The organism is Ramlibacter sp. GCM10027632 (assembly GCF_042675325.1).
Taxonomy (GTDB): Bacteria; Pseudomonadota; Gammaproteobacteria; order Burkholderiales; family Burkholderiaceae_C; genus Ramlibacter.
Map to the genome: position 1 here is coordinate 254,844 of NZ_JBHTGW010000003.1, position 13,318 is coordinate 268,161.

The following is a 13,318-nucleotide window of genomic DNA, read 5'->3' on the forward strand; positions in this document are numbered from 1 at the left end:
CGAATCGGAATCGGGTCGGGGGTGACGGTGGGGCCGGGCCGCTCAGCGCCCGAACGGCCCCCAGTCGGGTTCGCGGATGTCGCCGCCCTGCCCCGCCAGCCTGGCCTTGATCTTGCCATCGAGCGTGGTGGTCATGAGCGCCTCGCGCCCGCCCTGGCGGGTGGCATAGACGATCAGCTTGCCATTGGGCGAGAAGCTGGGGCTCTCGTCGGCGGTGGTGTCGGTCAGGCTGGTGACGGTGCCGGTGGCCAGCTCCATCACCTGCAGCTTGAAGCTGCCGCCGCCATTGCGGGTGATGTAGGCCAGCCAGCGGCCGTCGGGGCTGATGGCGGGGGAGATGTTGTAACTCCCGGAAAAGGTCACCCGCTCGGCCGAGCCGCCGCTGGAGGCCACGCGGTACACCTGGGGCGCCCCGCCGCGGTCGCTGACGAAGTAGATGCTGCGGCCGTCGGCGGAGAACACCGGCTCGGTGTCGATGCCGCCGGACTGCATCAGCCGGCGCGGCTCGCCGCCGTTGGCGTCGATCGCGTACAGCTGCGAACCGCCCTCGTAGCTGAGGGTGACGACGAGGCTGCGGCCATCGGGCGCCCAGGCCGGCGCGCTGTTGGAGCCGCGGAAGTTGGCGAGCAGGCGGCGGCGGCCGGTGGCGACGTCGTGCACGTAGACCACCGGCTTGCGCGATTCGAAGGACACGTAGGCCAGCTGGGTGCCGCTGGCGGACCAGGCCGGGGAGATGATCGGCTCGGGGCTGGCCAGGGCCGACTGGGCGTTCTCGCCGTCGGCGTCGGCCACCCACAGGTTGTAGCGGTTGCCGGCCTTGGTGACGTAGGCGATGCGGGTGGAGAACACGCCGCGCTCGCCGGTGAGCTTCTCGTAGATGAAGTCGGCGATGCGGTGGGCCGCCAGGCGCAGGTCGCCGGCGGTGACGGCGTAGCTCTGGCCGCCGAGGTCGGCGCCCTTGACCACGTCCCACAGTCGGAAGCGCACGTCGTAGCGGCCATCGGCCAGGCGGGTGACGCTGCCGGCGGCCAGGGCGTCGGCGCCGCGCTGGCGCAGCGGGGCGACGTCGGGCCGGGAGGTTTCGTCGAGCGCGAGGCCGGCGCTGTCGATGCTGCGGAAGCGGCCGCTGCGTTCGAGGTCGGCCATCACGATGGCCGAGATCTTCTGCGGCGCGTCACCCTCGCCGCGCAGCGGCGCGACGGCGATGGGCAGCTGCGTCAGGCCCACGCCCGAGACCTCCACGCGGAACTGCGCGAGGGCCGGCGCGGCGGCCAGCAGCCCGAGGGCGCCGGTGGCGCCCAGGGCGCGGCGGCGGGACCAATCTCCCAGGGAATTCATGTGCGTCGTTCTCCTTGCAGGGGCGCCAGTGGGGTCACCTTCACCTCGCCGGCGCCGCGCGCCTGCTCCAGGCCCACCGCAGCGCGGCGCGTGCCTTCGAGCATGCGGGCCTGCACCCGGGCGCGGTTGGCGGCTTCGTGCTGGCGGCTGGCCTCGCGGTGCCACAGGTGGAAGACCTCGGTGGCCAGGTGACCGTTCTTGCGGACCAGCCCCTGATTGTGCAGCCGCAGGACGAGGTCGGCGTCCTCGTGGCCCCAGCCGCTGAATGTTTCATCAAAGCCGTTGACAGCCGCCAGGTCGTCCCACCACAGGCCGAAGTTGCAGCTGCGAATGCCCCGCCAGCGGAAGCTGCGCTCGCGGCGGCCGGCCAGCCCGGGCCACTGCACCAGGTGGGCCAGCTTGTTCAGGTCGCCCGCCAGCCGCAGCCTGAGCGACTGCACCAGGCCCAGCGTGGTGAGGTCCAGCTCGCCGGCCAGCACGCGCGCGGTCAGGCGCTCGCTCAGGAGGACGCGGCTGCCATTGACGAAGGCGCCCGGCTGCGCGAGCGCCCGGTGCATGGCGGCGAAGCCCGCATGCGGCACGCAGTCGCCGTCCATGAACACGATGTAGTCGGCGCCGGCCTCGCGCGCGGCCAGGGCGCCGAGGTTGCGGGCGCGTCCCGCGGTGAAGCCCTGGTCGGGGTGCCACAGGTGCAGCACGGGGCAGGCCGCGGCCGGCGCCCCCTCGGCCACCGCCCGCACGTGCTCGGGGCGCGAGCCGTCGTCGGCCACCACGATCACGTCGCCCGCCTGGCACTGCGGCGCCAGCGCGCGCAGCACGGCGAGCAGCGCATCGCTGCGGTTGTAGGTGACGATGACGAAGCCGGTCCTCATCGGCCCGGGGCGTCCTCGGCGACCTGCGTCATCAACCAGAGCTTGAGGTAGCGGTAGTAGGTGCCTTCCGCGTTGGACACGGCGAGCATGAAGCCCCAGCGCCCGTCCAGGAACCCCAGGCGCAGGAAGTAGGTGCGGATGAAGGCCCACAGGCCGTGCGCGACGGCGCTGCCCAGGGAGCCGCTGCGGCCCCGTTCCGCCATGTCGCGGGCGCCCGCGGACGAATAGCGGTTGGTCTTTTCCATCACCGACTCCATGGTGCGGAAGCTGTAGTGCACGATGGACTCGCGCAGCGTGCCCTTGCGGCCCTTCACCTCGAGGTGGGCGTGCAGGTAGTGCTCGGTGAACCGCGCCTGGCCGGCGCGCGCCAGGCGCCAGGTGTAGTCGGGGCGCCAGCCGCCGTGGTACATGAAGCGGCCGCAGTACATGGAGATGCGCGGCACGCGGAAGCCGTCGCAGTCGTCGCGCTCGATGGCCGCGCGGATCTCGCGGGCCAGCTCGGGGGTGATGCGCTCGTCGGCGTCGAGGGAGAAGAACCAGTCGCCGGTGGCCAGGTCGATCCCCCGGTTGTTCTGCGGGCCGTACCCCGGCCAGTCGGTCACGACGACCCGGGCGCCCTCGGCCTCGGCCAGGGCGGCGGTCTGGTCGGTGCTGCCGGAGTCCAGCACGATCACCTCGTCCGCGAAACGCGCGGACCGGACGCAGTCCACGATGTTGCCGGCCTCGTTCTTGGCCACGATGATGATCGACAGACGTTTCATTTAGCTAGGGAAGCCGGCGGCCGGGAGCACCGCGTCATAATTCCCGGTTTGATCGGTCGTTCGATTATTGCACCCCCCATCCATGCCCTCTGAGTCCTCTGTCCTCGTGGCCGGCGGCGCCGGCTACATCGGCTCGCACATGGTCCGCATGCTGCGGGACCACGGCTTGCAGCCGGTGGTCGTGGACAACCTCGCCACCGGGCACGCCGATGCCGTGCAGGGCGCACCGCTGCGCGTGGGCGAGATCGGCGACCGCGACTTCATGGCCAGCGTGTTCCATGAGTTCAAGCCGTCCTGCGTGATGCACTTCGCCGCCTCCAGCCTGGTGGGCGAGTCGGTGCAGATGCCGGGCAAGTACTGGCGCAACAACCTGGTGCAGACCCTCTCGCTCCTCGACGCGATGCGGGGCCACGGGATCCGCCGCTTCATCTTCTCCTCCACCGCCGCCGTCTACGGCAACCCGGTGCAGGTGCCGATCCCCGAGTCGCACCCGACCCACCCGATCAACCCCTATGGCCACAGCAAGCTGGCCGTGGAGCACCTGCTGCAGGACTACGACGCCGCCCACGGCCTGCGCTCCGTGACGCTGCGCTACTTCAACGCGGCGGGCGCGCACCCCGACGGCAGCCTCGGCGAGCGCCACGACCCCGAGACCCACCTGATCCCGCTGGTGCTGCAGGTCGCCTCCGGCCGCCGCGCCGAGATCGCCCGCTACGGCTCGACCCACGCCACGCCCGACGGCTCCTGCATCCGCGACTACGTGCACGTGCAGGACCTGTGCATGGCCCACCTCCTGGCGCTGCGGCACCTGGAGGCTGGCGGCGCCACCACCGCCTACAACCTGGGCAACGGCCTGGGCCACTCGGTCAACCAGGTCATCGAGGCCGCGCGCCGCGTGACCGGCCACCCGATCCCGCTGCGCGACGACCCGCCGCGCGCCGGCGACCCGCCCTCGCTGGTGGCCGACGCCGCGCGTGCCCGCGCCGAGCTGGGCTGGCAGCCGCAGTACGGCGACCTCGACACCCTCATCACCCACGCCTGGCAGTGGGAACAGCGGCTCGCCCGGGCCCCCCGCGCCGCGTGAGCCGCTTTCTCGGCATCGACCTGTCCGCCGTCCGCTGGCTGGCGCCCTACTTCGGCAACACCCGCCGCTACTGGGTCGTGGCGGCCCTGGCCACGATGGCCACCTCGGCCACCGAGCCGCTGGTGCCCGCCCTGCTCAAGCCGCTGCTGGACAAGGGCTTCCAGGGCGACGGCATCCCGTTGTGGATGGTGCCGGCCGCCCTGCTGCTGCTGTTCGCGCTGCGGGGCAGCGCCGGCTTCCTGGCCGACCTCGCCCTGGCCCGCATCACGCAGGACGGCCTGCTCGCCCTGCGCAAGGCGATGTTCGCCCGCGTGCTCGACGCGCGCCTGGCCCTGTTCGGCGAGGAGAGCGCGACCTCGCTGTCCAACACCGTGGTCTTCGAGGTCCAGAACGGCGCCACGCTGCTGGTCAACTCGGTCATCGGCCTGCTCAAGGACAGCCTGGCGCTGCTGGCGCTCATGGGGTACCTGCTGTACCTGAACTGGCAGCTCACGCTGGTGGTGTTCCTCGTGGTGCCGGGCGTGGGCTGGATCATGCGCACCATCTCGCGCCGCCTCTACCGCCTGGCCCGCAGCACGCAGACCGCCACCAACGACCTGGCCTACGTGGTCGAGGAGAACGTGCTGGCCGCGCGCGTGGTGCGCCTGCACGGCGCGCAGCCCGGCCAGGCCCGCCGCTTTTCCGACCTCAGCGGCGTGCTGCGCCGCCTCGCCCTGAAGTCCGCCGCGGCCTCGGCGGCCATCACCCCGCTCACGCACATGCTGGCGGCGATGGCGCTGTCGGTGGTGATCTGCATCGCGCTGTGGCAGTCGCAGGACGGCATCACCGTCGGCACCTTCGCCTCCTTCATCACCGCGGTCCTGATGCTGATCGCACCCATCAAGCGCCTGTCCGAGGCGGCCAGCCCGATCTCGCGCGGCCTGGCAGCGGTGCAGCGCGGCATCGACCTCGTCGAGCAGATCCCGGCCGAGTCCGGCGGCACGCATGCCCCGGCGGGCCACGCCGAGGGCCGCATCACGCTGCAGGGCGTGACCGTGCAGTACCGTGACGACGCCCGCCCCGCCCTGGACCGCCTGGACCTGGAGATCGCCCCCGGCCAGGTGGTGGCCCTGGTCGGCCCCTCGGGCTCGGGCAAGACCACCCTGGCCAACCTGCTGCCCCGCTTCGTGCTGCCCGATGCCGGCCGCATCGCGCTCGACGGCGTGGAGCTGGCGCAGTGGCGCCTGGACGCCCTGCGCGCGCAGTTCGCCCTGGTGAGCCAGGACGTGGTCATGTTCAACGACACCCTGGCGCGCAACGTCGCCCTCGAGGACACGCCCGACCGGGACCGCGTGCTGCGCTGCATGGAGGCGGCCAACCTCGGCGACCTGGTGCGCAGCCTGCCGCAGGGCCTGGACACCGTCACCGGCCACAACGCCACCGAGCTCTCGGGCGGCCAGCGCCAGCGCCTGGCGATCGCCCGCGCGCTGTACAAGGACGCCCCCATCCTGATCCTCGACGAGGCCACCTCGGCGCTGGACGCCGAGTCCGAGCGCCTGGTGCAGGAGGCCCTGAACCGCCTCATGGCCGGCCGCACCACGGTCATCATCGCCCACCGGCTCTCCACCATCGAGCATGCCGACCGCGTGGTGGTGCTCGAGGAGGGCCGCGTCGCCGAGAGCGGTTCGCACGCCGAGCTGCTGGCCCGCGGCGGCCTGTATGCCCGCCTGCACGCGCTGCAACTGGGCGCCGCCGCAGCCACCGGGGCGACGGGCGCCGCAGCCGCCGCATGAAGCGCATCCTGGTCATCGCCACCCGCCAGATCGGCGACGTGCTCCTGACCACCCCCCTGGTGCGCGCCGCGCGCCGGCGCTGGCCCGAGGCCCGCATCGAGATGCTCGGCTTCCAGGGCACCCTGGGCATGCTCGCCGGCAACCCCGACATCGATGCCTGCATCGAGACACCGGCCCGCCTCGGCTGGGGCGGTTTCTGGCGCCTGGCGCGCCAGCTGTGGCGCCGCTACGACCTGGCCCTGGTCACCCAGCCCGGCGACCGCGCCCATGCCCTGGGCTGGCTGGCCGCGCGCACCCGCAGCGGCCTGCTGCCCGAGGCCGGCGGCAGCAACTGGTGGAAGCGCGCGCTCCTGGACCATGCGGTGACCATCGCCGGCGACCGCGGCGCGGTGCATGTCACCGTCGAAAAGCTCGCCCTGCTCGACCCCTGGCTCGCCGGCCCGCCGCGCGTGCCCCAGGTGGTGCCGCCGGCCGCCGCCCCCCTGCCGGCCGAACTCGCGGCCCGCCTGCGCCCCGGCTACGTGGCCCTGCATGCGCCCTCGATGTGGGAGTACAAGCAGTGGCCGCTGGCGCACTACGCCGAGGTGGTGCGCGCCCTGCTGGCCCGGGACATCCAGGTCGTGCTCACCGGCAGCGCCGGCCAGCGTGACCAGGCCTGCATCGAACCCCTGCGGGCGCTGGCCGAGCCGCCGGCGCTGGTCGATGCCTCGGGCTGGCTCGATTTCCGGCAGCTGCGCACCCTGCTCGAGGGCGCGGCTGTTTACGTCGGCCCGGACACCTCGGTCTCCCACCTGGCCGCCGCCACGGGCACGCCCACGGTGGCCCTGTTCGGCCCGACCAACCCGCTGCGCTGGGCCCCCTGGCCCGCCAAGGCCGCCGCGCGCGAGCTGTTCGAGCGCTCGGCCCGCCGCCAGGTCGCGGGCAACGTGGCGCTCCTGCAGGGCCCGCAGGACTGCGTGCCCTGCGGCCGCGCCGGCTGCGAGGACCACCGGGACAGCCGCAGCGACTGCCTGCAGTCGATCCCGCCCGCCCTGGTGGTCGAAACCGTCCTGGCGCAGATCGTGCGCCCCGTCGCGGACCCGAAGCAGCCGTGATCCCCGCCCTCGCCCGCCCGCGCTGGATCGAGGACGCCGGTGGCGTGCTGGCCCTCGCGCTCGGCGCGGTCGTCGCGCCCTACTTCGTGCTGCGCGGCTGGCTCAATGCCGGCGGCACCCTGCTGGGCCTGGTGGCGGTGTGGCGCGTCACCGCCGCCGGCGGCTGGCGCGCCCTGGGGGCGCACCGTCCCCTGGCCCTGGCGGTGGCCGCCCTGTGCGCGCCGCTGGCGCTCACGGCCCTGGCGCAGGCGCTGCACGGCGAGTTCGCGCCGCGCCACCTGGACCCGCCCCTGCGCGTGGCCCTGGGCGGCGCGCTGCTGGTGTACCTGCACCAGCGCCGGGTCGACTGGCTGCGCGCGGCTGGCGTGGCCGTGCCGCTGTCACTGCTCCTGTGCGCGGCGCTGCTGCTGGCGCCGGGCGCGGCCCGCTTCCACTGGGGCGACCGCGTCGCCAGCTACTTCATGGACCCGCTGATGCTGGCGCAGCATGCGGCCCTGGTCGGCTTCCTCTCGCTGTTCCTGGTCCGCGCGGACGACACCGCGGCCCTGCGCGCCCTCAAGCTGGCCGGCTGGCTCGCCGGCCTGGGCATCGCCCTGGCCACCGGCTCGCGCACCGGCTGGCTCATGTTGCCCCTGCTCGCCCTGCTCTGGCTGGCCAGCACCGGGCGGCTGCGCCGGCCGCTGCACCTGGCGCTGGCCCTGGGCGCGCTGGCGCTGGCGGCGCTGGCCCTGTACGCCCTCTCGCCCGTGGTCCGCACCCGCGTCGACCTGGTGGCCACCGAGATCCCCGCCTACCTCGCCGGCGCCAACCCGGACACCTCCATCGGCATCCGCCTCTCGCTGTTCCAGGTGGCCTGGGCCGCCTTCCTCGAGCACCCATGGGCCGGCTGGGGCTTCACCACCCTGCCGACACCCGAGGCGCTGCCCGCCACCGCCGCGCTGTGGACCGACCTGATGCGCGCGACCTTCATCCACAGCGGCACCCACAACGAGTGGCTGCAGCACATGATGCGCATGGGCGTGCTGGGCCTGCTCGCGCGGGCCGCGCTGTACCTCGTGCCGCTGGCCCTGTTCGCGCGCGCGGCGCTTGCCGGCGAAGGCCCGGCCCGCACTGCGGGATACTTGGGGCTGGTGGTGGTGGGCGGCTACCTCACCGCCAGCTTCACCTCCGAAGTGTCCAACCTCGTCTACCTGTCCACCTTCTACGGGACGATGGTCGCGGCCTTCGGCGCCATCGCCCTGCAACCCCGACAACCGTGACCCAGCCCAACGCCAGCATCACCTTCGCCTGCTACAACCAGGTCGACTACACCCGCCAGTGCGTGGACAGCCTGGTGCGCCACGGCTTCGACCTGCGCCATGCCGCGGTGGTCGACAACGGCTCCACCGACAGCACGCGCGAGTACCTGCAGACCCTGCCCCTGGGCAACATCATCCTCAACCGCAAGAATCTGGGCTGCGGCGTGGCCTGGAACCAGGGCGTGCTGGCGCAGCAGGCCGAGTGGAGCGTGGTGATGAACAACGACGTGGTCGTCACCGCCGGCTGGCTGGACCACCTCATCGCCAGCGCCCGCGAGCACCGCCTCGACGTGGTCTCGCCCGGCATGGTCGAGGGCCCGCTCGACTACGACCTCGACGCCTTCGCCGCCGACGCCCGGCGCCGCATGGGCCATGTGGTGCGCCGCGGCGCCCGCCACGCGGTGTGCCTGGTGGTGCACGAGTCGGTGTGGGAGCGCATCGGTTATTTCCGCGCCACCCCCTCGCTGTGGGGCTTCGAGGACACGCTGTTCTTCCATGAGCTGGACAAGGCCGGCATACAGACCGGCGTCGTCGGCTCCTCCTGGCTGCACCACTACGGCTCCATCACCCTCAGCGCCCTCAAGCGCGAACGCGGGCTCAAGGAGAAGCAGGGCCTGAGCGCGCGCACCACCTACCGGCTGCTGGGGAAGTCCTTCCTCGAGCGCAAGCTGGACAAGCTGCGCCTGAAGCAGCGCCAGCGCGCCTGGCGCGAGGCCGAACTCGCCGAGTTCGGCATGACGCTGCAGGGCGAGCGGGTGGACGGCCAGTTCGTCTGGCGCTGACGCGCCGGGGCGCCGCCCGCGTCAGTCGCGGGTGAAGACGTCGCGTACCTGCTGCGCGAACACCTCGCGCTCGCGGCGGATCGTCGCGCGGTACGCATCGAAATCCGGCGCATGAGCCTGCGGTGCGGCCAGCACCGCGCGCGCCACCTCGCCGAAGGCCTGCACGAAGCCGGGCGCACGCTCGTCGAGCTTGTATTTCTGCGGGATCGGGATATCCACCGGGTTGGCCGCCGAGCCGCGCCGCCCGGTGATGACGCAGCAGCCCGCCATGGCGGCCTCGCGCGGCAGGCGGTCCTTGCCCGGGTGGTGGCCGAAGTCGATGTACAGCGCCGAGCGCCGCAGCAGGTCCACCACGCCGGCGGGCGTGAGGTTGGCGATCGGCACGAAGCGGATGCCGGGCCAGGCCGCCATCAGGGCCGCGGTCACCGCCTTGCCCTTCTTAGGGTTGTAGGCCACCTGGGCCTCGCGCGGCGGCGCCTCGCCCTGGGCCTCGCCGGCCACGTCATGGGCGATGTTCAGGTAGTCCGACAGCGGCGCGGCCTCGATGCCGTGCCCGCGCAGGAACTCCACCGCGTACTGCGACTGCGCGAAGTGCAGGAGCGGGCGCAGCGGGCGCATCGTCCAGGGGCGGCGGCCGGTGAGCTTGTAGCGCAGGTTGCGCCAGCGGTCCTTGAGCGCGGACTCGCCGGAGTGCACGAGGAAGCCGTCCACCGCCAGCCACCACATCGCGGCGCGCGCCTGCTTCACCGAGCAGGCCAGGCCGGGCGAGACCTCGGGCACGACCAGGAGGTTGCCGGGCGCGTCCTCGAAGGCGGCCTGGGGCGCGTCGTAGATCCGGTACGGCGCGGGGCACTCGAAGCTTTTCTCGAACGGCGTGTAGCAGATGAAGGCCTGCTGCCCCAGCCCGCGCAGCTCGTGCACCAGCTGGTGCAGCAGCTCGGGGCCGCCGGTGACGGTGTTGCCGGGGGCGGCGACGAAGATCTTCTTGAATTGCGGCAAGGCGGGTCCCGGGTCAGAGCGGCGAGCGGAAGAAGGCCGGCGGGGCGCTGCCCTCGGCGCGGTGCTTCAGGAAGGCGGCGGCGGCGTCCAGCGCCTCGCGGATGGTGACGTCCATGTCGAGGTAGCGGTAGGTGCCCAGGCGGCCGACGAAGCTGATGCCGCGGGCCTGGCGCGCCAGGTCCACGTAGCCGGCGAGCTGGGCCTTCTCCTCGACCAGGCGGATCGGGTAGTACGGCGTGTCGTCGGGCCCGCACTCGCGGCTGTACTCGCGGAAGCACACCGTGGCGGCATGCGTCTCCCAGGGCGCGAAGTGCTTGTGCTCGCTGATGCGGGTCCAGGGCACCGAAGGGTCGCCGTAGTTCATCACCGCGCAGCCCTGGAAGTCGCCCTCGGCGCGCACCTCCTCGAAGTCCAGCGTGCGGTAGCCCAGGCGGCCCAGGGCGTGGCCGAAGAAGGCGTCGATCGGCCCGGAGTAGAAGACATGCTCGTACGCGCCCAGGTCGTCCCGCGACAGCGTGGCGCCGAGCCGCAGCGTGATGCCCGGGTGGTCCAGGATCTTCTCGACGATGGCGGTGTAGCCGTCCGCCGGCATGCCCTGGTGGCGGTGGTTGAAGTAGTTGTCGTCGTAGTTGAAGCGCACCGGCAGGCGCTTGAGGATGTCGGCGGGCAGCTGCGAGGGCTCCAGCCCCCACTGCTTGCGGGTGTAGCCGGCCAGGAAGGCCTCGTACAGCTCGCGGCCCACGAAGCGCAGCGCCTGCTCCTCGAAGGTCTTGGGCTCGGTGATGGAGGTGTCGGCCTTGGACTCGACCAGCGCCCTCGCCTCCTGCGGCGAGCAGGTGGTGCGGAAGAACTGGTTGATGGTGTGCAGGTTGATCGGCAGCGAGAACACCTCGCCGCGCACCGTCGTCTTGACCCGGTTCACGTAGGGCATGAAGCGGCCGAAGCGGTTCACGTAGGCCCAGACTTCGTCGTCGTCGGTGTGGAAGATGTGCGGGCCGTAGCGGTGCACCAGCACGCCGGACGGGGCGTCGCGCTCGGTGTGGCAGTTGCCGGCGATGTGGGGACGGCGGTCCAGGACGGTGACCTGCAGGCCCGCCTCGGCGAGCTGCCGCGCGATGACGGCGCCGGAGAAGCCGGCGCCAGCGATTCCGATCATGGAGACCCCCTGCGAGTGGAACCGGGCGATTCTATCGGCCGGCCCAGCGCGGCCGGCCCCGGCCTCAGAGCAGCACGATGTCGTACTGCTCCGGCCCCATCGCCGAGTCGGCCTGCAGCGAGATCGGCTTGCCGATGAAGTCGGACAGGCCGGCCAGGTGCTGGCTCTCCTCGTCGAGGAACAGCTCCACCACCCGGGGGCAGGCCACCACGCGGTACTCGCGGGGGTTGAACTGCCGGGCCTCGCGCAGGATCTCGCGCAGGATGTCGTAGCAGACCGTGCGCGCGGTCTTCACCTGGCCCGAGCCCTGGCAGGCCGGGCACGGCTCGCACAGCGCCTGGGCCAGCGACTCGCGGGTGCGCTTGCGCGTGAGCTCCACCAGGCCCAGCTGCGAGAAGCCGCCGGCCATGGTCTTGACCCGGTCGCGACCGAGCTGCTTCCTCAGTTCGGCCAGCACCGCGTCGCGGTGGTCGGGCCGCACCATGTCGATGAAGTCGACGATGATGATCCCGCCCAGGTTGCGAAGCCGCAGCTGGCGCGCGATGGCCTGGGCCGCCTCGAGGTTGGTCTTGAAGATGGTCTCGTCGAAGTTGCGCGCGCCGACATAGCCGCCGGTGTTCACGTCCACCGTGGTCAGGGCCTCGGTCTGGTCGACGATCAGGTAGCCGCCCGACTTGAGCTCCACCCGCCGGCCCAGCGCGCGGGCGACCTCGTCGTCGATCGAGTACAGGTCGAAGATCGGGCGCTCGCCCTTGTACAGCTGCAGCTTGGCCGCGGCCGCCGGCATGAACTCCTGGCCGAAGGCCTGCAGCGCGGCGAACTGCTCGCGCGAGTCGATGCGGATGCTCTGGGTCTCCTCGCCCACCAGGTCGCGCAGCACGCGCTGCAGCAGGTTCAGGTCCTGGTGCAGCAGGGTGCCGGGCGGCTGCGAGGTGGCGGCCTGGCGGATGCGCGCCCAGGTCTTGCGCAGGTAGGCGATGTCGTCGGCGAGCTCGGCGTCCGAGGCATCCTCGGCATTCGTGCGCAGGATGAAGCCGCCACCCCCGCCGGTCTCGCGCGTGCCCACCAGGGCCACCAGCCGCTGGCGCAGCGCCTCGCGCTGCTGCAGGGGGATCTTCTGCGAGACGCCGAGGTGGTCGTCCTGCGGCAGGAAGACCAGCAGCCGGCCGGCGATGGAGACCTGGGTGGACAGGCGCGCGCCCTTGGTGCCGATCGGGTCCTTGATCACCTGGACCATCATGGCCCGGCCCTCGAACACCTGCTTCTCGATCGGCACCTGCGGCGCCGGCGGCCGGCCGGCGTCGGGCTCGGCATGGGGCTGCCAGACATCAGCCACGTGCAGGAAGGCGGCGCGCTCCAGTCCCACGTCGATGAAGGCGGACTGCATGCCGGGCAGCACCCGGGCCACCTTGCCCAGGTAGATGTTGCCGACGAGGCCGCGCTCCAGCGTGCGCTCGACGTGCAGCTCCTGCACCGCGCCGCTCTCGACGATGGCCACGCGGGTCTCCTGCGGGGACCAGTTGATCAGGATGTCTTGTTGGAGGGCCATGGGGTTCACTTCAGGAGGCCGAAGGCGCGCAGCAACTGCGCGGTCTCATGCATCGGCAGTCCCATGATGCCGGAATAGCTGCCGCTGATGCGGCTGACGTGCATCGCGGCGCGCCCCTGGATCGCGTACGCCCCGGCCTTGCCCAGGGGCTCGCCGGTGGCCACGTAGGCCGCGACCTGGGCGCGGGTCAGGGGCTCGAAGGTCACGCGCGAATCGCTCACCGCCTCCCGCCGCTTGCGCGGCGTGCCCACCGCCACCGCGGTCAGCACCCGGTGGGTGTGGCCGGCCAGTTCGGACAACATGCGCTGCGCGTCGCGCGCGTCGGCGGGCTTGCCGTAGATCACGCGGCCCAGGGCCACCGTGGTGTCGGAGCACAGCACCGGGGCAGGCGGCAGGCCGCGGCGCGCCAGGCGCGCGAGCGCGGCGTCGAGCTTGAGTCCGGTCACCCGGCGCACGTAGGCCAGGGGCGCCTCCCCAGGCAGCACGGCCTCGAGGGACTCGGCATCCTCGCCGGCATCGGGCAGCAGCAGTTCATGGGCCACGCCCAGCTGCTCCAGCAGCTGGCGCCGCCGCGGGCTCTGCGAGGCGAGGTAGACGAAGGCGGGTTTCATGC

The 13,318-nt window shown here is 72.4% G+C and carries 12 protein-coding genes; 5 read left to right on the forward strand and 7 right to left on the reverse strand.

The genetic code is table 11. From position 1 onward, the window contains the following. Positions 1 to 42 precede the first annotated feature (42 nt). The 3 genes from tolB to ACFQZY_RS07180 are packed head-to-tail and all read right to left on the reverse strand — an operon-like array spanning position 43 to position 2,971. On the reverse strand, positions 43 to 1,338 hold the full coding sequence (gene tolB / locus ACFQZY_RS07170) for a Tol-Pal system beta propeller repeat protein TolB (RefSeq protein ID WP_377414420.1): 1,296 nt from the start codon (positions 1,336 to 1,338) through the stop codon (positions 43 to 45). After that, positions 1,335 to 2,210: a glycosyltransferase gene (locus ACFQZY_RS07175; RefSeq protein WP_377414422.1), complete on the reverse strand. Its 876-nt coding sequence runs from the start codon at positions 2,208 to 2,210 to the stop codon at positions 1,335 to 1,337. Before ACFQZY_RS07175 ends, tolB begins: the two co-directional genes overlap by 4 nt. Next, positions 2,207 to 2,971, reverse strand: coding sequence for a glycosyltransferase family 2 protein (locus tag ACFQZY_RS07180; RefSeq protein ID WP_377414424.1), 765 nt, complete (start codon positions 2,969 to 2,971; stop codon positions 2,207 to 2,209). Before ACFQZY_RS07180 ends, ACFQZY_RS07175 begins: the two co-directional genes overlap by 4 nt. Before the next feature lie 82 nt (positions 2,972 to 3,053). On the opposite strand from ACFQZY_RS07180, the gene galE reads away from it, so the two are divergent. The 5 genes from galE to ACFQZY_RS07205 are packed head-to-tail and all read left to right on the forward strand — an operon-like array spanning position 3,054 to position 9,001. Further along, complete coding sequence (galE, locus tag ACFQZY_RS07185) at positions 3,054 to 4,055, forward strand: UDP-glucose 4-epimerase GalE (protein WP_377414426.1); 1,002 nt, start codon at positions 3,054 to 3,056, stop codon at positions 4,053 to 4,055. Next, the gene (gene msbA / locus ACFQZY_RS07190; RefSeq protein ID WP_377414428.1) at positions 4,052 to 5,827 is read left to right on the forward strand and encodes a lipid A export permease/ATP-binding protein MsbA; all 1,776 of its coding nucleotides are present in this window, start codon (positions 4,052 to 4,054) and stop codon (positions 5,825 to 5,827) included. The genes galE and msbA overlap by 4 nt, the downstream gene beginning before the upstream one ends. After that, positions 5,824 to 6,921, forward strand: coding sequence for a glycosyltransferase family 9 protein (locus ACFQZY_RS07195; protein ID WP_377414430.1), 1,098 nt, complete (start codon positions 5,824 to 5,826; stop codon positions 6,919 to 6,921). The genes msbA and ACFQZY_RS07195 overlap by 4 nt, the downstream gene beginning before the upstream one ends. Beyond that, positions 6,918 to 8,180, forward strand: a complete 1,263-nt coding sequence (locus ACFQZY_RS07200) for an O-antigen ligase family protein (protein ID WP_377414432.1) — start codon at positions 6,918 to 6,920, stop codon at positions 8,178 to 8,180. Before ACFQZY_RS07195 ends, ACFQZY_RS07200 begins: the two co-directional genes overlap by 4 nt. Further along, a complete protein-coding gene (locus ACFQZY_RS07205) occupies positions 8,177 to 9,001 on the forward strand; it encodes a glycosyltransferase family 2 protein (RefSeq protein ID WP_377414434.1) in 825 nt (274 codons plus the stop codon). Before ACFQZY_RS07200 ends, ACFQZY_RS07205 begins: the two co-directional genes overlap by 4 nt. Positions 9,002 to 9,022: 21 nt before the next feature. On the opposite strand, the gene ACFQZY_RS07210 is transcribed toward ACFQZY_RS07205, so the two are convergent. The 4 genes from ACFQZY_RS07210 to ACFQZY_RS07225 form a co-directional block, all read right to left on the reverse strand. Further along, positions 9,023 to 10,000: a hypothetical protein gene (locus ACFQZY_RS07210; protein ID WP_377414436.1), complete on the reverse strand. Its 978-nt coding sequence runs from the start codon at positions 9,998 to 10,000 to the stop codon at positions 9,023 to 9,025. A gap of 13 nt (positions 10,001 to 10,013) precedes the next feature. Continuing rightward, positions 10,014 to 11,156 carry a UDP-galactopyranose mutase gene (locus tag ACFQZY_RS07215; RefSeq protein WP_377414438.1) on the reverse strand — a complete coding sequence of 381 codons (1,143 nt, stop codon included), beginning with the start codon at positions 11,154 to 11,156 and terminating at the stop codon, positions 10,014 to 10,016. Positions 11,157 to 11,220: 64 nt separating this feature from the next. Next, positions 11,221 to 12,705, reverse strand: a complete 1,485-nt coding sequence (rng, locus tag ACFQZY_RS07220) for a ribonuclease G (protein WP_377414440.1) — start codon at positions 12,703 to 12,705, stop codon at positions 11,221 to 11,223. Positions 12,706 to 12,710: 5 nt separating this feature from the next. Beyond that, positions 12,711 to 13,316, reverse strand: coding sequence for a Maf family protein (locus tag ACFQZY_RS07225; protein WP_377414442.1), 606 nt, complete (start codon positions 13,314 to 13,316; stop codon positions 12,711 to 12,713). Positions 13,317 to 13,318: the final 2 nt, after the last annotated feature.